The following is a 17,292-nucleotide window of genomic DNA, read 5'->3' on the forward strand; positions in this document are numbered from 1 at the left end:
GGGGATCCCTCAGTTTTTAAAGACCACAATATAGTCTTCTGATTTCAGGCTCTCAACAGGTTCTATTTCAAATGCCTTTATTATTTGTTCAGGTGTTGCACATATTTCTGGTTCTTGAGATGGGAAATTCATTTCCAGCCAGTCATTATTTTTTATAACTGTTAAATCTCCGCTTTTTGATGAAAATGAAATTGTATTTTCTTTGTAACTCAATATATTAAATATGACATATGCTGATGCTAGTGTTGCATGTCCGCACAGATTTACTTCATGAGCTGGTGTAAACCACCTTATTTCATAACCCGTATCAGTTGGGATAAAGTAAGCTGTTTCTGACAAATTATTTTCGACTGCTATTTTTTGCATTAGCTCATCAGGTAGCCACTCTTTTAATGGACATATTGCAGCGGGGTTCCCTTCAAATTGTTGATTTGCAAATGCATCAATTTGATATAGTGTTATTTTCATTTTTCACTCTTTTTTAACATAACGCTCATGCTAACCGGCCATTTATACAAAGTGCAGCGAAGCGAAACGGCGTATAAATGGTCGGGTTGAGCTACTTGTTAGCACTTTTTTGGTGAGCCACATACTCATCGAGTAATTGCCGAATTATTTTTTGATACTGCATGTGATGTTTTTTTGCAGTGTCTTTAAAATAAGCAACACTCTCCGAACTAAGTGAGATTGTGACTTTAGTGTTTTGTTGTTTGAGTGCAAGTTCTGCCGGTGATGGTAAAAAATCAGGTATTAGATTTAAATCACCGATTGGCTCGTTACTATATTGAATTGTTTTGTTCATAGATCTTTTTACCTTTGCGCCAATAACCTGCACCAAATATACGGATGCAACCAGACCGATAAGTAAACCTAACCGTAAGAATGCCACTGCCTTGTTCATTTAAGCCGAAACAATAATATCGTTTTTCAGCTTGGCTATGCTCCAAATCCTCAGCAATAACACGGTTTGTATCTAAGAAAGCATGTTGCGCCTCGTAGAATGTAACACCATGTTTTTGTTGATTATCTTGGTTTTTTGTTTCATTCCATTCGAAGTCCTGTTCACTCATAGAATAAATATAACACTGATATGGCTAAATAGCCATACTTTTGTTTTTATGGGTGCTAACGTTATAAATAACCGGCGACCAAAAACGCGTGGAGCGCGGCTTTTGGACGTCCGAATGAGCGACAAGCGAATGGTGTTAATTGCCTTGTTATGTGAGACCAAATATTTAACAACAGACTTTGCTCGCTTCAAATTTTAGTTTATTTGTTTTTGTTGCTTCTTTGTTTTTTGATTTTAAATTTACCACAACTGTCGATAAAAGAACTGAACAAATTGTGTTTTAAACTACTTAACTTCGGGTTTAGGTAAAACAAAGGTTATGCCTAACCCCCTTAATTTGATGACTTGGTAAGCTTTAAAAGAGCGGCATCATTAGCACGAAACTTAAATTTACCTTTTTATGCTTTTCTTTTTTAATTACACATAACGTCTTTAATAAGCGGATTCCAAAAAGAGAAGCGTAGCGCCTCTTTTTGGAAGTCCGAGTGAACTTGCGAACGGCTTAATTAACTTGTTATATGGTGATGCCATATTTAACCTTTTTAGTTTTCTTTACGCTTAACTCGCATTCTTTTGGTTTTAGAACTTAAAACTACCACCGTTTACACTTGACTTAAACCTTGTAAGTGGTGTTTTTAAACCTCTTTGCTTCACGCTACCGCCACGCCAAAAATAATTAGCGAAGGAGGTAATATATTTAGTTTTATTATAACTTTACAAGTGCAAATGGTTTTTGTTTTTAAATGATTTTAATTGCACTTATTGTTTTTTATTTTTTACATATAACGCTCTCATCAGTCGCTGACGAAAGTGGCGGGGCTTTTGCGTTTTATTGCAAAAGGCGCGACACTTTTGGCAGTCTGCTGGATGAGCTTGTTATAAGCCATTATTTTTTATTACTTTAACTATAATTGACTTATATTGTTTAAGTTCTTGTGCAGACAAGCTAGAAAAGAATTCGTCATCTGCTTTTTCTATAGCTACTATAGCTTTATTTATTGTATTAATTCCTTTTTTTGTAAACTCAATATTTAATGCTCTGGCATCCCTTTTTGATTTAACCCTAATTATTAAATTTTTGTTTTCAAGATTTTTCAATGACTTTGATACCGTCATTTTTTCTATTTTTGAGTGCTCGACAAGATGAGCTTGAGTTGTTTCTTCATTATGTTCTTCAAACCATTTTAATGAAGCCATAATTGCAAATTGAGTTTGGTTAATTTTAAATACACTCAAAATATTAGATAATTTATTCTGCCATAAAGATGTTATTTTCCATAATAAAAAACCAGCGCTATCGTCTGGTTTTTTATGTTTAAATACAGTTTTTTTATCCATCTTGTGCTTTTTTAATTAAACTGTTTGTTTGTTCTTCCATTCCATTGGCTACATCTTCTGCAACTATTTTTCTCCATATAAAGCCTAGATATCCTTCAACACTCATAGTTGTTTTAATTTCCAATTTATTGCCATGCTGTATAAACTCATGTTTACCGTACATTTTTGCCAGTGGAAATTTAGTTAGATCTGTAAATAACTTATTTTTCTATACTTCAATTAATTCTATTGATACTTCTGATACGCCTTTGGGCTTTAGAATAAAGGTATTACCTGCTTTAAATTCACCTTTAATTTTTGCATATTCAATATCATTTTGCCATGTGTTCCAGCTATTTATATCTGTCCATACTGTCCATATTTTTTCTACGCCTACATTCTCAACTGTTTGAGAGTAGGATTTGCTCCATTTATGATAATGAGCAAATATGCTGTATCCAATAATGATAACCAGCAGGGTCAGTAATACTATTTTCATTTTCAGCGTTCCATATTGTTAAAAACAAATATGGTAAACCAGTTTACTATATAGCGCAAGTTTTGGTTTATGGCTTATAACAAGTAATTGACACGCCCCTGTTTAATTAAAAAAAAATTTATCCTCTCACTCAAAAATAAGCTCAATAGTTTGTAACTCCTTTCAGGATAATAAACTATCAAACGTGATAAAAAGTTTATGACAAAAAAATACCATCAAGCAATAATTTAATTTACATCAATTATCGCAATCTGGAAAATGGCCGAAGTTTAGGGCTTGGGAATTATGATCGCAACAGTAAAGAATTATAAAGCCAGGACTGAGTTCGCACGCTCTAGGCTACCCAAATTATAAGATAGTGCTCGACCCTTCTTGCGTAGCAATTCCTGAGCAATGTGGGATAGTTTTCCGTTATAGCAATAGGTCAGAACAATATCTTCACCCAGCTTGCTTTGTACTTCGGGATCATTCAAAGTTTCCAGAGGTATATTAATCGCACCTTCAATATGTGATTCCGCATAATCTTCCTCATTGCGTACATCAACAATGGTTGCACCCATTCTCATTAAGCGTGACACATGCTCCGGCGTAATCGGCTTGGTTTCTGCACCACCCATTAAAGTGATGAGTTTTTCATAAGCCCAGGATAAGGCACAAAAATGATTGGTAAAAACAATCACTTGCATAAAGATAAGAATACCACCAAGAATATATGCCAGTTGCGCTTTACTACCCAGATGACTGATGGATAAAGTGACCTCAGAAAGAGGAATTTGCTGTGCTGTGGGGTCAAAAAGAAAAAGTAAAGCAATCGAGCCATTCATAAAGCCCGCGCCTAAGCAGGCTAAACGCCGTTGTAGCGGATTGGAAGGTAGTTTTTCTGCTTTAAAAATATGCCTGACAACATGGTTGTAAAATAGGTCAAAGGGGTGTTGGTCAGGAAAAAATGCGGCAATAAAACCCAGTGCTGCAACACTACTTAATAAATAGATATTGTGGGTAATGATTCCCAAGGTGCCAAGAACCATACATAGAAAGGGGGTGAAACGTAGCCCCATGGTTAAGTTGCTTAACTCACAGCGGGTAAAGCTTTGAAAGCCTTGTTGGAATAAATTTCTCTGGCCAAGACTCATCTGATGTTTTTTGTACACGGTGTATTACCTCGTTCAATAAACCACTCCCTTGGTCGTTGATTTCTTTTTAGTGTTACCCTTGATTGTAGCCTATTTTTTATTATATTAATGTCAGAATTATACCTACATTTAATAATTTTTTTAAAATTAGCGATTCTTATAGTGCTAGGTTAAAATACGGCCTCAATTCCAAGGGTATAAGATGAGCAACGAAGCAGAAAATAAGCAACAAAAACAGACCAATGCGGCCTATCCTGCGCCTCAACGGGTAAAATTTTCTAGCCATGAGCAACGATTACCCTGGTTGAGCACCTTGATGGATGCTTATTTGATCACCGATCAAGGTATCAGCGAGGCGATTAAACGTGAAGAAAAACAAGGCAAAAAACTGGCCTGCGCCCGTGGTTGTGCCACTTGCTGCCAGTCGCATGAAACCATCCCCGTTTATCCTTTAGAACTCATGGGCATGTCATGGTATGCCACTGAGGTCTTAGCGGGAGAATTACGCGAAGCACTTAAAACACAGTTGAGGAACTTGGAGACACTAAAATCCTGTCCGTTTTTAATTGACAGTGCCTGCTCAATACACGCTGTTCGCCCAATGGCCTGCCGCAGCTTTAATGTCTTTAACAAGCAATGTGAAGCCGGTGAAGATGCCTATTACACCCGTCGTGATGATGTGCTCACTCCGATTAAAAAATACTCTGATGATGCCTTTGATATCATGTTGCCGTTTTATGGGGTGAAAAATAAAACCGAGCGCCGTAAGATGATTAAAGCCGGAGGACAGCATCAGATGGCTAAAGTAATGCGTGAGCTAAACTGGTCTACTTTAGCCGATAAAATGGATATTTTTGAGAAAAATAAATAGCAAACCACTAAATCATAGTGGTGCTAACAATGACTTTTTCCTTAAACACATTATTTTTTTGACAAATGTCCGGCTTATCTGAAAAAATAGATATAACTTTTAATTGATATTGCCCTTCTGGAAAGCTTTCCCTAGTTGTTAGGGTAAAACCTGCCAGCTGTTTTTCCTCAATGACTTGATTGTTATGCACTATTGTTTCGCTTGTATTTATAAATGTCTGCGCATTAATTTTTCCAACTAATTCTGATGGAATCTTTAATAAAGTTAACATGGAAAAAGCACTATTATTGATACCTAAAAATTGATGCTCTCTATGATCAGCTGCATGGTTTTTTACACTGTCTTTTTCTAGATAACTTAACACATCAAAATTGTCATTATAAACACTGCTTAAATTCGCTAAAGAATATTCTGCGCCTATTTTTATCGACATAGTTTTCACCATCGAGCTTTTGACAATAATAATAGGTACTTCAGTATGATTCGGGTAAAACAAGTGTTCTACCTTCAGTGACATTGATTTTAACCCCAAGCCCAAATTAACATAAGTCATAAATTGTTTAATAATGCGTATAGGGCCTTCAATATAACCAACAGCATAGCCCTCTATTTCTGTTTCGTTAAATTCAATGGTGTTATGAAACAAGAGAAAGTTAATATCCACTTTACCCGTAAATTGAGCTTGCCTCATTACAGGCTGCCCTGCGAGAAACATTTTTTCCATTACTGCTACATGATCTTTTGAATAAATCATACTATAAACCGGTGACTTAATTCTTTGCTCAAAATGATCGTATTTCATATAATATTTTTTTGATTTATCCGATAAATGAGTCGCCTGATAGCTCACATAAATCCATCTTGGATGAATCGAACTTCCAAGCACTATTTTTAATTCCAGCACCTCTGAACTATTAATTTTTGTTGCTGCTTTCTGCTCTTTTTGCCCTGTATCTCGAGCCATAAAAACTAATTGATCATTACTATCAAAGATATTTTTCCCTGTTTTATCATCCACATCATAATTCTGCATTTCATGACGATTAGAATTAAGCACTGTTGTCCATACCCAATTATCATTTGCATCTTTTTGATCAATCTGAAAGGGAATAACTTTCGCTTTACCATTTTTAAATGCATACACACGAATACCTTTAATCTCTCTGCCTAACAAAGGCTCCATCTGTTCTCCCTTAATGACAATAGGTGAAAGCATATTGATATTTGAATGCATAGACCAGGCACTGTGCGAAATAATAAAAATGACCAGTACCAATATAAATTTATAATTTTTCATTTTTATATCCTTATAATAAATTATCATTTCGCCCTAATAATCAGCCTGACTATTGAGGCTCATTTTTAAAATGGCATAAAATTATTTTTTTTGTCTTAATTTGTTTATTACTATATGCTTCTGAAATATTGAAAACAATATGATAAAATGATACAAGTTAGTTCTCAATAAGTGAACAATAAGGCAATGCAATCATGTTGGATGATTTAAAGCGCATGGTAATTTTTACCCATGTTGTTGATACAGGGAGCTTTTCAGGAGCCGCTAAACGCTTAGGCGTAGCTAAATCTGCCATCAGCAAACACATTTCACTTTTGGAGCAGAGCACTGGCATACGCTTACTCAATCGTAATACCCGTAGTCTGAGTTTGACTGATATTGGTGAAGGCTATTACCAAAGTTGTATCAAGTTAGTAGAAGTAGTGGAAGAGGCACAAGGGCGGATTTCCTCTGCTCAGGAAGAACCACGGGGCAACCTGAAAATTTCCAGCCCATCCAGTTTTGGTATTGATCATGTCTCACCTTTACTGCATCAATTTTTACAACAGTATCCTTTATTGAATGCCGAACTATTATTAGATGATAATATGATTGATATGACAGAAGCGGGAATTGATGTTGCTATTCGTATTGGCTGGTTGCCTGATTCAAACTTAAGAGCGAAAAAAATAAAAGATTCGCCACGCTTATTGTGTGCATCACCCGAATACCTAAAAGGAAAAAAAATTCCTACCAGCCCTGCCGATTTAACTCAACTGGAATGGATAATCTTTACTCTTTTACCCACACCCTATCAATATGAATTGCTCAAAAAAAATCAGGCTAAGGCTCAAAATAAAACGATACATATTAAAGGTAGGATAAAAACCAATAATGCCAGTGCGGTGAGACGACTCATGCTTGAGGGAGCAGGTATTGCAGCATTATCTGATTTTCTTATTGAAGATGACCTTAATAAGGGTAATTTAGTACAATTACTGCCAGACTATAAATTATCTGATGTCGGTATCTATGCTGTTTATCAAAATCAACACCTGCAACAAGCCAAAATACGAACCTTTATCAACTATGTTGTTGATAAATTATAAGTAACATTAATTTTCCGCAAGCACTCTTAAAAAATCTTTAACCAGATACAATGGATGCCCTCCCATGCTGGTATTACAAAAGATGCTAATAATAATTGGTCGACCGTAAAAATCAGGATAATACACAGTCCAGGTATTAAAACCGGGGCCATTACCACCATGACCATAAGAACCACCATGCTCAGCTTCAGGGTCAATCATTAAACCAAAGCCATAGCTAGGTTTATTAAAATGTGGACTCGCATCATGCAGTGTCGAGGTTGCTTCCATCATTAAAGCCAGTGAGTTTTTATTCACTAATTGGCCATTAAATAGCGCGGCATAAAGTTGGTTTACCTCCTGGGTAGTTGACACAATCAAGCCTGTTTTACACCACCAGGGATCATACACATCCGTTATATTTTGCATACTAGCATCAGCACTGAGATCACGACTATAGCCATGAGTAAGCGATGTCACTTGAGCTGTTTTTTCTGAGCTCTTATTTGCAACTTTCTCTGCAACCCTCTCTGCAACATAGGTATTTTTCAAACCTATTTTTTGCACTATATATTCATCAATCACACTAGCAAAGGATTGCTTTGTCACAGCTTCAATCATCAATAGCAATAACATATAGCCGGTATTTGAGTATTGCCAGCCTTCACCTGGCTCAAAATCCAATTCTCCGCGACAGGTTAAATCAATGACCTTATCAAATGACCATGATTTTTCAGATTGATGTTTTGTTGCCGGAACATAAGCGGGCAAATCAGTATAGTTAGGAATACCACTGGTGTGATTAAGCAGGTGTTTTATATGGATGCTATCAGGCAGTCTTATGCCAGGACAAACAGTCTCTGACAGATATTTATTAATGGGATCGTTTAACTGAATAAGTGCTTTTTTAAACAATTGCATAACAACAATAGCAGTAAATGTTTTGGTAATGCTATAAATATAAAAACCCTGCTCGGGGGCTAATGACAAACGGGGGTTTAACTGGCTATAACCACTGGCTGAATTCCAATCTGTATACTTAGCATCATAAATACTGACGTTTGCGCCCAAACAAGGCGCAAAATACTGCCAATACTCTAAGGTTTTCTGGAGTTCCGCAGCATTTGGATGAGCCATGTTTTATTTTTTACCTTAGTCCCAATATTCGGTCTTAATGGGGTCGCCTAAGTCAGCATTAATCAAGCGCTGTCTAACTTCCAATAATTTTTCGATTAATGCCGGTTCTGCTGCTTCATAAGCCTGGGCATCAGGGACTCGGCGTACTACAACGCCTAATAGCTCAGTAATGGCGTTACCAATCGAGTTTTGGCTAATGGTAACGATTAATTTTCCCTGTTCATTTCGATAAATCAGCTGTTTGAAAGCCGGTTGCCAACGAATAGAATTGGCATATTTAGCATCATGTACACACAGATCACGGACTTTTTTAGCGCTGGCTAAGAAGTCATTATTAAATAAGAGTGTGTCTTCAATTTGATCGGGGAAGTAGGTTTTTGCCGGAATCGGTGCATTACGGGTTGAAACCTGGGTGAAGAAAGTGCGATAAAAATCCAGAAAGCCTTTTAGAATGAGATCATATTCTTTCCAGAATTGCGTGCTTTTGAGCATATCCACGCCACCCTGAATCTCCCAACTCGGCAAGCCCTGAGGATAACCCGTCAGGGATAATTGTGATGCCTTACCTTCAACCGGACGCAGTATTTGCAAATCCAATGACGCAAAGAAATTACGGTAAACATTGCGCATGTGCGCTTGAAACAGGCTGTTTTGACCACCATCGGTGAGATTGGGGTTTTTCGGATCGGCCATTTCGGCATTTCGCAATTGATCCATATTGAACACGATAAAATGATTGTGCAGCATACGAATGCTCGGCACACCCGGTGCAGTTAATGGCCAGGTTGCATCCAGACTCGCTTCACCCGCAAGTACTAGCGCATCTTCTGGATCGGGATATTTTTCCAGCATGTATTCAATCATGATCTGGTTCATGCGATTCCAGACACTTTTGGTCTGCTCCGGCAATTGTGTGCGACGTACCGGTCTACCGAGTGGATTGAGTATGCATTTGGAGGAATTAAAAATAATAGAGGCATCAAATTCATTGCTATGACCCAATGCTTTACGATACATCAATAAGTGTTCAGGATTACTGAGCAGACCATTATTCTGCGAGAGATCTTTCAGATTTTCGGTGCTATTAAAAAATTCATTGGGCTTCATGCCCTCAGGCACTTCTAGCGGAATGGGACGAAATGGGGTGATGATCTCTCTTGGGCCTGCCTTCATGTATTTTCCTTATCGGCTATGAATAAATAATGAGACAGACATATTACCATTCTCTTCTGTTTTATGTCTTGATTTTTATCATAAAACAGAGAATAGAATTTATAGGTTTTGGGCGTTCGAAAGTAGTGTTTCCATTCACAAGTGGCTAAGGTCTCGTGGCTTTGGGAGAAGTCCTTATTTATTTCCCAACTGCTTCACATCACCCTCAAGGTTTTTATTAATGACTTCTGAGAGGTGCGTGGGATCAAACTTAGGCACATAATCATCAGCACCAACATTTTTGCCCAGGTTTTGATTTGAATCTGCGGATAATGATGAATGCATAATAACCGGAATACCATCAAAACGGCTATCGGCTTTGATTTTTTTGGTCAAGACAAAACCATCCATTTCAGGCATTTCAACATCGGTTAAAATTAATTGAATGAAGCTCGATACTGGCTTCTGAGTGACCTCAGCCCGTTGGGCTATATCTTTGAGTTTGTTCCAAGCCTCCAGACCATTGTTGGCACTGACATGAGTAAAGCCCATGTGGTCTAGCGTACGTGAAATTTGTTTTCGAGCGACTAATGAATCATCGGCAAAAAAGATGGTGGCTTCACGTTTTTCCGCAGCGGCCACATCGTTAAACCATTGTTCTTTGGAGGTATCCTGTGCGGTATCGGCCAGCACTTTTTCAACATCCATAATCATCACAATACGATTGTCTTCAAGCTCTGTCACGGCTGTTACGACACCGCCCATTTGCTCAGAAAGCATTTCCGGCGGTGTTTTTACTTTGTTCCAGTCAAGACGCAGTATAGTATCTACCGAGTCTATCAAGTAGCCCTGCATCATATTGTTGTATTCTGTGACGATCATGATTTTGGGTGGCTCTTTTATTTGCAAACCACAGAATTTTGCCAAATTCACCACTGGAATCAGATGTCCTCGAAGGCTAATCATGCCCTCAACTGACGCGGGCATGTCCGGTGCCTGAGTAATTTCAGGTATAGACATCACTTCACGCACTTTGAACACATTGATACCAAAGACTTCTTCACGTCCCGTCTGCATATCTTCGCCCAAACTGAAAAGCAATAACTCCAGTCGGTTGGTTCCCGCTAAATTAGTTCGTTCATCAACAGATTTAATAAAATTAGTCATATTAAGCTCGGAAATTCTCTATTAAAAACACAGACAGGTATCATCTCTTAATCTCTAGTATCGGCAAATTGGAGAATATGTTTAATTCTTCCAATAAATTACTAGTGCTTTCGAAGTATAGTATAAAGATAGTATTTTTCCAGATAGGGCTACTTCTTTAGATTTTACTGTGACTTTTTTCTTTTAATAACTGATATATCAACGAAAGATCAAGGTTTTGCTCCAATGTATCAGCAAATAAATCAATACCCTGCTCCTGAAATGCCCGATAATCGTATTCTGTCTGTTTTTTTAGCCCTGCCCATGACAATAGGTGCTCACAAGCCTGAGGATGGTCAAAAATACCATGTAAATAAGTCACAATAATCTGTCCATCAGCAGAGCTTGTACCGTCAAACTTATTCTGAATTTGGATGAGCGCCGAGGCATCATCAATACCGATGGTTGTCCCGGCATGTATTTCATAGCCCGTTAATTTAACCGACGGCTCACTCTGAAAACAGCCTTCAACCTGTCGTAATTGTTTTTTTGCTTCCAGTGTCGTTTGATAGTCGAAATATCCCAGACCGTTACTACTGCCTGACTCGCCTTCCAAGCCCCGCGGATCATGAATCTCACTGCCCAACATCTGTAAACCGCCACAAATGCCCATAACTTTACCACCATAGCGCAAATGTCTGGCCAGCGCAGTTTCCCATCCATTGTCCCGTAACCACTGCAAATCAACACGGACACTTTTGGTGCCCGGTATAATGATTAGATCTGCTGCTGGGATTGTTTGACCGGCACGAATAAATAATAATTCGACTTGAGGATGCAGTCTTAGCGCATCAAAATCAGTATGATTAGCAATTCGCGATAAGACCGGCACAATTATTTTTAAAGAAGTAATTTTTAAAGAAGTAATTTTTTTGGCATCTAGCGATAGGCTTTTATCTATACCGGATTTATTTTCTTGATAGGCAATCGCATCTTCTGCTTCAATGTGTAAATTGTGCAGATAAGGTAGCACACCGAGCACTGGTGTTTGAGTTTGCTCTTCCAGCCATTGGTTTCCCGGCTCTAACAAAGACACATCACCACGAAACTTATTAATGATAAAACCTTTAATACGCTCTTGTTCAGAAGGCGATAGCAATTTTAAGGTACCATAAAGATGTGCAAAAACACCGCCCTTATCAATATCAGAAACCACAAAAACCGGGCAATCAACCGCCTCAGCAAAGCCCATATTGGCGATATCGTTTTCGCGTAGATTAATTTCTGCTGGACTGCCCGCACCTTCAACAAGAATCAAATCATATTGCTCACTCAAGCGCTGATACGATTCTAGTACATACTTCATCGCGTCTTTTTTAAACGCATGATAGCCACGTGCATCCATTTCTGTGACCGCCTGACCATGAATAATCACCTGCGCACCGGTATCAGAATTGGGCTTAAGTAAAATGGGATTCATGTCCGTATGTGGTTTGAGATGACAGGCCTGTGCCTGTACTGCCTGCGCACGACCGATTTCACCGCCGTCACTGGTGACCGCGCTATTGAGTGCCATATTTTGAGGTTTAAAGGGTACAACGCGAATGCCCTGACGATAAAATAGGCGACATAGGCCGGCCACTAATACGCTTTTGCCTGCATCAGAGGTGGTTCCCTGAATCATCAGTGTGACGGCCTGTTTCTTCTTGTTATGCATGTTAGAATAGGGTTTCGTTAACAAATAATTGTTTTTGCTTTAATAAAAAAGGTGAGTAATGCTTATTGTACTATTATGTGCCCTGCTTCTCGATTATTTCCTGGGTGAATTCAACAAATACCATCCATTGGTTGCATTTGGGCAACTCGCTGAGTGGCTGGAAGAAGGTTTGAATGAAGATTCTTTTGAAGCCAATGTAGAACTCAGTTCGGAATTTATTTTAGAGCCTGCTCATGAATGCACACCTTTTATGAAAAGAGATGCCCAGAAAAATCGTCTTAATGGTTTTCTGGCGGCCATGCTTTGCCTATTACCTGCAGGACTACTCGCATATTATCTCATCAGCGATAGCTTATTTGGCTACCTGCTGGAAATCATTATTTTATATTTTGCCATTGGCCTGAATAGCCTAAAACGTCATGCCCATGACATTTTATTACCTTTGGTTAGTCACCAACTAGAGCAAGCACGCCACTCTTTGTCCATGATTGTCAGCCGTGATACCCGTGACATGGATGAAGAAGGTATTTGCCGTGCCACCACAGAATCGGTGTTAGAAAATGGCAATGATGCAGTGTTTGCCACTATTTTCTGGTTTATTGTTGCTGGAGCACCGGGGGTGATCATTTTTCGCCTCACCAACACCCTGGATGCCATGTGGGGTTACAAAACTGAACGTTATAATGATTTTGGATTCTTTGTGGCAAAATTTGACGATGTTTTAAACTATGTCCCTTCTCGGCTGACGGCATTAAGCTATGCACTGATGGGCAATTGGAAAAATGCCATGCAGTGCTGGTCAAAACAAGGTTCACTCTGGGAAAGTCCCAATGCTGGCGTTGTCATGGCTGCAGGAGCAGGGGCCTTGGATGTGCAATTAGGCGGTGGCGATCACTATCATGGTGAATACAAATTACGCCCTGACTTAGGCTGTGGCACTCAAGCCACAGCGCAAACAATTAAAGAAGCCTGTGAGTTATTAGATCGCAGTACGATTATCTGGGTCATCGTTGTCGCTTTAGTCAGCATTCCAGGCTGGTTATAATTTATCTTTTGATTAAAAAACTTTACTTGATTACCCACAAAGCTCCGCCATATTTCGATAATTATACTATAATTATACTATAATTATACTATAATTAAAGTATAGATTATGTGTGGAGTAGAATGATGTCAAAAAATAAAATTCAGTTTCAAGAAGGTTATAGTTTATTTGAGCTTTTTAATGATTATGGCACTGACAAACAGTGCCGACAAGCCTTATTTAAATGGAAATTTCCTGATGGATTTGTTTGCCCAGAGTGTGGCAATAAGACTTATTGCACTCTAGAACATCGCCATCTTTATCAGTGCCACCATTGTCATCATCAGACATCAGCAACCTGTGGGACAATATTTGATAGTACCAAACTGCCTTTATCTAAGTGGTTTTTAGCGATTCATCTTATGACTCAATTGAAGACAGCGGTTTCAGCATTAGAATTAAAGAGACAGCTTAAGGTAAGCTACAATACAGCCTGGAGTATGAAACAAAAGATCATGCAGGTTATGAAAGAACGTGATGACAGTAAACCTTTATCAGGCATCATTCAAATTGATGATGCCTACTGGGGTGGTGAGCACAGAGGCGGCTCCAGAGGTCGTGGTTCAGAAAATAAAACACCGTTCGTTGCAGCCGTTTCTACTAATGAAGATGGACACCCGATTGCAATGAATTTAAATGTGCTTAAAGGGTTTAAATCCAGTGAAATAAAACGATGGGCACAAACTCATTTAACACCTGGAAGTACTGTTTACTCAGATGGGTTAAATTGTTTTCCTGCGGTTAAAGAAGCTGACTGTAAGCATGTTCCAATCGTCACGGGTGGTGGTGCGGCAAGTGTTGATAAAATTGAGTTTATCTGGGTTAACACTATGATAGGTAATATTAAAAACTCTATGAAGGGAAGCTATCATTCCATTAACTCAAAACATTTACCTCGGTATCTTGCTGAATTTTGTTATCGGTTTAATAGACGCTTTAACTTAAAAGACATGATGCCAAGGTTTTTATGCGTGGCGATGAAAACGCCACCTATGAATGGAAAGCTCCTAAAAATGGCGGAGCTTTATGGGTAATCAAGAAACTTTATGCTAAAAAACTGCAATTCTGCTGACGCACCTCCCAAAATTTCATCGCCAAAGCCTTCATCTCTAAAGCATGGTGGACGACTCAATCAGGCCGTTAAACAATATGCCTTAGAACACAATCAAGTAGAAAATAACGATAGTTGGCTGGACTTATCAACAGGTATTAACCCTAACGGCTGGCCTGTACCTACTCTCCCGGAAAACAGTTACAACCGATTGCCTGAAGATGATGATGGATTAGTTGAAACTGCCTGTGAATATTATCAGACCCAAAAAATTTTACCGGTTGCCGGTTCTCAGGAAGCAATTCAATTGTTACCCTTTATCTTTCAACACTATCAACTATTACCCGACCAAGCTAAAGTTGGCATTATCAGCCCTTGCTATGCCGAACATGAATTTCAATGGAGAAAAAATAATTTCACTATTGTCCACCTCAACACACAAAATATCACTCAGCACATAGATAACTTAGATGTTTTGCTGGTGATAAATCCCAACAATCCAACGGGCGAATTGATTAGCAAAAAAAACTTACAAAAATGGTTGCTAAAACTACGACAAAAAAATGCCTATCTCATCATTGATGAAGCCTTTATGGATAGCATCGCAGAACAAAGCTTGATCCAAAAAGAGAGTCCTGAAAATCTGATTGTCCTACGTTCGGTGGGTAAGTTTTTTGGGCTGGCTGGGGTTCGCTGTGGATTTGTGATTGCACCAGAAAAAATTCTAAACTTACTGCATTATCATCAAGGCCCCTGGTCTGTGAGTGGCCCGGCACGATGGGTAGTAAAGCATGCCTTAGCCGATCAATCATGGATAAAAAGCAATAAAAGCATGCTTGAACAGTCTGCTACTCGTCTGGAAAATACACTAAGAAAACACCTGACTAATGACCTAGCCACGTTTAATATTTCTGGTACTGTTTTATATCAAACGCTTTATATCGACACCGCAGAACAACTTTTTGAACAATTGTGTCAGCAAAAAATTCTCGTGCGCTTGTTAGATAAAAGCTGCCACTGTGATTCATGTCTATCACAATCTAAGCATCCTCACGCCACCCACCAAGGATTGCGTTTTGGCTTGCCTAAAAATCACCTACAATGGCAGCATTTAGAATCGGCATTAACAAATATCTTTTCTGCTCATTTTTAGACACACTACTAATATTTCCGAAATTTATTCCGGTATACTCAAGAAACCAATCATCAAATCGAGTATAAATTATGAGCATTGCCTTGCCAAAGCATTCTGTCATACTTTCTCTATTACTTATTTTTTTCATCACCCCGGTATACGCAATAGAATTCTGGGTAAGCAAAAATGGCAATGATAATAATAGCTGTACTTCTGAACAGACTGATGCCTGTTTAAGCATTCAAAAAGCCATTAGCTTAGCAAGAGCAGGGGACACCATAAACATTACCCCCGGCACCTACATAGAAAATTCTGCGAGCAGCCCCTTTGTCAGTAAATGTGTTTGGATGGATAGTACTTATGCTAGCCTCTGTCTGGAAACCAGTGGCACGCCTAATAATCCCATCATCATTCAAGCTGCTCCAGGGCGTTCTGGCGAAGTGATTTTAGATAGCCAATTAGAGCGTATTGGCATTCATACCATGACCTCTGACTATATTCACATCAAAGGCTTAACCATTAAAAACAACTATGTCATCGGTATTGCCTCATGGGGACAAGTACAAAATACGGTTGCGAATATAGATACACTCAGTATCGGTATCGTGATCGAAAATAATAAAATCATTAATACCGGCGGCCCCTATGGGATGAACATGTCGGGCATTGGCATGTGGGGTTCTAAAGATTGGGTGGTTAAAAACAACCTCATCGACACAGCTTATACGATTGACAGTACTCGTGGTGCGGCCGGCATACAGGCTTATGGTACTATCAATGCGCTGATAGAACATAATGAAATAAAAAATGTCAGTAATGGCATATTCTGGAAAGATCATTTTATTAAAGATCTTGCCACCCGCTCACCCTGGTTTGAATCAGAAATTCGCTACAACAAAATTAAAGCTGATGTTTATGGTGTGCTCATTGGAATACGCGGTGCTAAAAGTCCCGAAGCAGGCGAGAATTATATACATCATAATATTATTTATGGTTTTGGTAATAGTGGTGCTGGCATAAGATCAAATATGGCGGGTGCATTTGCTGTCAGCGCTCCAATACGCATCGAGCATAATTTAATTGATGGTGGCGATAGCCTTTCTGACGCCATCTCACTGGATGCAAATTCCCAGGTTACTTTTCTGGGGAACATCCTTATCCGTTCTAAAACAGATATCGCATTAATTCGCTACTCGGATACTAAAGTCGTCAAATTAACCTCATCCGATTACAATATTTTTGACGCATCTTTTCATCTAGCGGCTGACCGATACAGTAAGGGAAATTCAAAAGACTATTCAACGCTCTCCGATTGGCAAGCTGCAACTTCAAGTGACGCCCTGACAGTCGCAGTTAATCAGCCTGATCAAAATAGCATTATTGCAACGCATTCAGGACTCTTTGCCCAGTTAGATGATACCGACTATCGCTATAAAACTAATTCATTGGCCAATAACTTCATGCCCAATAATGACAATGCCGGCCCTTACCAACTAAGTAATGAAGTTATTGGTCGAATTGTGGCAGCACCTATAGAAACTAATACTATTAATCTGCTTCAAAAAGCAGCGGTTTTGCAAATAATATTGAATAAAAGACGAGTAGAAAAAAAATAAG

Annotated in this window: 18 protein-coding genes; 6 read left to right on the top strand and 12 right to left on the bottom strand. The window is 38.8% G+C overall.

Translation table 11 applies throughout. The annotated features are described in order from the left end of the window. Window positions 1-9: 9 nt before the first annotated feature. The 7 genes from JEU79_RS24090 to JEU79_RS24115 all read right to left on the bottom strand — a co-directional run bounded on the left by JEU79_RS24090 (window position 10) and on the right by JEU79_RS24115 (window position 4,018). Window positions 10-468 carry a PhzF family phenazine biosynthesis protein gene (locus JEU79_RS24090; RefSeq protein WP_198266472.1) on the bottom strand — a complete coding sequence of 153 codons (459 nt, stop codon included), beginning with the start codon at window positions 466-468 and terminating at the stop codon, window positions 10-12. A gap of 91 nt (window positions 469-559) precedes the next feature. Continuing rightward, window positions 560-802, bottom strand: coding sequence for a CopG family transcriptional regulator (locus JEU79_RS24095; RefSeq protein ID WP_198266473.1), 243 nt, complete (start codon window positions 800-802; stop codon window positions 560-562). Continuing rightward, the gene (locus JEU79_RS24100; RefSeq protein WP_198266474.1) at window positions 780-1,070 is read right to left on the bottom strand and encodes a BrnT family toxin; all 291 of its coding nucleotides are present in this window, start codon (window positions 1,068-1,070) and stop codon (window positions 780-782) included. Before JEU79_RS24100 ends, JEU79_RS24095 begins: the two co-directional genes overlap by 23 nt. Window positions 1,071-1,945: 875 nt before the next feature. Further along, complete coding sequence (locus JEU79_RS24105) at window positions 1,946-2,407, bottom strand: MarR family winged helix-turn-helix transcriptional regulator (RefSeq protein ID WP_198266475.1); 462 nt, start codon at window positions 2,405-2,407, stop codon at window positions 1,946-1,948. Further along, window positions 2,400-2,531, bottom strand: a complete 132-nt coding sequence (locus tag JEU79_RS27870; RefSeq protein ID WP_281401112.1) for a hypothetical protein — start codon at window positions 2,529-2,531, stop codon at window positions 2,400-2,402. The genes JEU79_RS24105 and JEU79_RS27870 overlap by 8 nt, the downstream gene beginning before the upstream one ends. A gap of 84 nt (window positions 2,532-2,615) precedes the next feature. Beyond that, a complete protein-coding gene (locus JEU79_RS24110; RefSeq protein ID WP_198266476.1) occupies window positions 2,616-2,885 on the bottom strand; it encodes an SRPBCC family protein in 270 nt (89 codons plus the stop codon). A 305-nt stretch (window positions 2,886-3,190) separates the two neighbouring features. Then, window positions 3,191-4,018 (bottom strand): rhodanese-like domain-containing protein, encoded by an 828-nt coding sequence (locus tag JEU79_RS24115; protein ID WP_198266477.1) that lies wholly within the window; start codon window positions 4,016-4,018, stop codon window positions 3,191-3,193. A gap of 202 nt (window positions 4,019-4,220) precedes the next feature. Here JEU79_RS24115 and JEU79_RS24120 point away from each other — a divergent pair, with 202 nt between their 5' ends. Next, complete coding sequence (locus JEU79_RS24120; RefSeq protein WP_198266478.1) at window positions 4,221-4,889, top strand: YkgJ family cysteine cluster protein; 669 nt, start codon at window positions 4,221-4,223, stop codon at window positions 4,887-4,889. Between the two features lie 7 nt (window positions 4,890-4,896). On the opposite strand, the gene JEU79_RS24125 is transcribed toward JEU79_RS24120, so the two are convergent. Further along, window positions 4,897-6,186: a hypothetical protein gene (locus JEU79_RS24125; protein WP_198266479.1), complete on the bottom strand. Its 1,290-nt coding sequence runs from the start codon at window positions 6,184-6,186 to the stop codon at window positions 4,897-4,899. A gap of 194 nt (window positions 6,187-6,380) precedes the next feature. On the opposite strand from JEU79_RS24125, the gene JEU79_RS24130 reads away from it, so the two are divergent. Then, window positions 6,381-7,274, top strand: coding sequence for a LysR family transcriptional regulator (locus tag JEU79_RS24130; protein WP_198266480.1), 894 nt, complete (start codon window positions 6,381-6,383; stop codon window positions 7,272-7,274). Between the two features lie 6 nt (window positions 7,275-7,280). Here JEU79_RS24130 and JEU79_RS24135 read toward each other — a convergent pair whose 3' ends face one another. The 4 genes from JEU79_RS24135 to JEU79_RS24150 form a co-directional block, all read right to left on the bottom strand. Continuing rightward, a complete protein-coding gene (locus JEU79_RS24135) occupies window positions 7,281-8,390 on the bottom strand; it encodes a serine hydrolase domain-containing protein (RefSeq protein ID WP_198266481.1) in 1,110 nt (369 codons plus the stop codon). Window positions 8,391-8,405: 15 nt separating this feature from the next. After that, entirely contained in the window at window positions 8,406-9,563 is a 1,158-nt protein-coding gene (locus JEU79_RS24140; protein ID WP_198266482.1) for an NADAR family protein, read from the bottom strand. Window positions 9,564-9,737: 174 nt separating this feature from the next. After that, window positions 9,738-10,709: a chemotaxis protein gene (locus tag JEU79_RS24145; RefSeq protein WP_198266483.1), complete on the bottom strand. Its 972-nt coding sequence runs from the start codon at window positions 10,707-10,709 to the stop codon at window positions 9,738-9,740. A gap of 157 nt (window positions 10,710-10,866) precedes the next feature. Continuing rightward, window positions 10,867-12,405, bottom strand: coding sequence for a cobyric acid synthase (locus JEU79_RS24150; RefSeq protein WP_246540706.1), 1,539 nt, complete (start codon window positions 12,403-12,405; stop codon window positions 10,867-10,869). A gap of 58 nt (window positions 12,406-12,463) precedes the next feature. On the opposite strand from JEU79_RS24150, the gene cbiB reads away from it, so the two are divergent. The 4 genes from cbiB to JEU79_RS24170 all read left to right on the top strand — a co-directional run bounded on the left by cbiB (window position 12,464) and on the right by JEU79_RS24170 (window position 17,291). Beyond that, window positions 12,464-13,450 (top strand): adenosylcobinamide-phosphate synthase CbiB, encoded by a 987-nt coding sequence (gene cbiB / locus JEU79_RS24155; protein WP_198266484.1) that lies wholly within the window; start codon window positions 12,464-12,466, stop codon window positions 13,448-13,450. Between the two features lie 125 nt (window positions 13,451-13,575). Further along, window positions 13,576-14,523 (top strand): IS1595 family transposase, encoded by a 948-nt coding sequence (locus JEU79_RS24160; protein ID WP_198262526.1) that lies wholly within the window; start codon window positions 13,576-13,578, stop codon window positions 14,521-14,523. Window positions 14,524-14,535: 12 nt separating this feature from the next. Next, the gene (cobD, locus tag JEU79_RS24165) at window positions 14,536-15,693 is read left to right on the top strand and encodes a threonine-phosphate decarboxylase CobD (protein WP_198266485.1); all 1,158 of its coding nucleotides are present in this window, start codon (window positions 14,536-14,538) and stop codon (window positions 15,691-15,693) included. Between the two features lie 83 nt (window positions 15,694-15,776). Next, window positions 15,777-17,291: a right-handed parallel beta-helix repeat-containing protein gene (locus JEU79_RS24170; RefSeq protein WP_214660671.1), complete on the top strand. Its 1,515-nt coding sequence runs from the start codon at window positions 15,777-15,779 to the stop codon at window positions 17,289-17,291. The last annotated feature ends 1 nt before the right edge of the window (window position 17,292 follow it).

Origin of the sequence: sulfur-oxidizing endosymbiont of Gigantopelta aegis, from assembly GCF_016097415.1 — a bacterium.
GTDB lineage: Bacteria > Pseudomonadota > Gammaproteobacteria > GRL18 > GRL18 > GRL18.

What these genes read in the sequence shown, in the direction of transcription:
- JEU79_RS24150 (WP_246540706.1), bottom strand. Translation starts at nt 12,405, where the DNA reads ATGCATAACAAGAAGAAACAGGCCGTCACACTGATGATTCAGGGAACC.
- JEU79_RS24125 (WP_198266479.1), bottom strand. Translation starts at nt 6,186, where the DNA reads ATGAAAAATTATAAATTTATATTGGTACTGGTCATTTTTATTATTTCG.
- JEU79_RS24120 (WP_198266478.1), top strand. Translation starts at nt 4,221, where the DNA reads ATGAGCAACGAAGCAGAAAATAAGCAACAAAAACAGACCAATGCGGCC.
- JEU79_RS24100 (WP_198266474.1), bottom strand. Translation starts at nt 1,070, where the DNA reads ATGAGTGAACAGGACTTCGAATGGAATGAAACAAAAAACCAAGATAAT.
- JEU79_RS24110 (WP_198266476.1), bottom strand. Translation starts at nt 2,885, where the DNA reads ATGAAAATAGTATTACTGACCCTGCTGGTTATCATTATTGGATACAGC.
- JEU79_RS24140 (WP_198266482.1), bottom strand. Translation starts at nt 9,563, where the DNA reads ATGAAGGCAGGCCCAAGAGAGATCATCACCCCATTTCGTCCCATTCCG.
- JEU79_RS24095 (WP_198266473.1), bottom strand. Translation starts at nt 802, where the DNA reads ATGAACAAAACAATTCAATATAGTAACGAGCCAATCGGTGATTTAAAT.
- JEU79_RS24105 (WP_198266475.1), bottom strand. Translation starts at nt 2,407, where the DNA reads ATGGATAAAAAAACTGTATTTAAACATAAAAAACCAGACGATAGCGCT.
- cobD (WP_198266485.1), top strand. Translation starts at nt 14,536, where the DNA reads ATGCTAAAAAACTGCAATTCTGCTGACGCACCTCCCAAAATTTCATCG.
- JEU79_RS24090 (WP_198266472.1), bottom strand. Translation starts at nt 468, where the DNA reads ATGAAAATAACACTATATCAAATTGATGCATTTGCAAATCAACAATTT.
- JEU79_RS24115 (WP_198266477.1), bottom strand. Translation starts at nt 4,018, where the DNA reads ATGAGTCTTGGCCAGAGAAATTTATTCCAACAAGGCTTTCAAAGCTTT.
- cbiB (WP_198266484.1), top strand. Translation starts at nt 12,464, where the DNA reads ATGCTTATTGTACTATTATGTGCCCTGCTTCTCGATTATTTCCTGGGT.
- JEU79_RS24135 (WP_198266481.1), bottom strand. Translation starts at nt 8,390, where the DNA reads ATGGCTCATCCAAATGCTGCGGAACTCCAGAAAACCTTAGAGTATTGG.
- JEU79_RS24145 (WP_198266483.1), bottom strand. Translation starts at nt 10,709, where the DNA reads ATGACTAATTTTATTAAATCTGTTGATGAACGAACTAATTTAGCGGGA.
- JEU79_RS24160 (WP_198262526.1), top strand. Translation starts at nt 13,576, where the DNA reads ATGTCAAAAAATAAAATTCAGTTTCAAGAAGGTTATAGTTTATTTGAG.
- JEU79_RS24130 (WP_198266480.1), top strand. Translation starts at nt 6,381, where the DNA reads ATGTTGGATGATTTAAAGCGCATGGTAATTTTTACCCATGTTGTTGAT.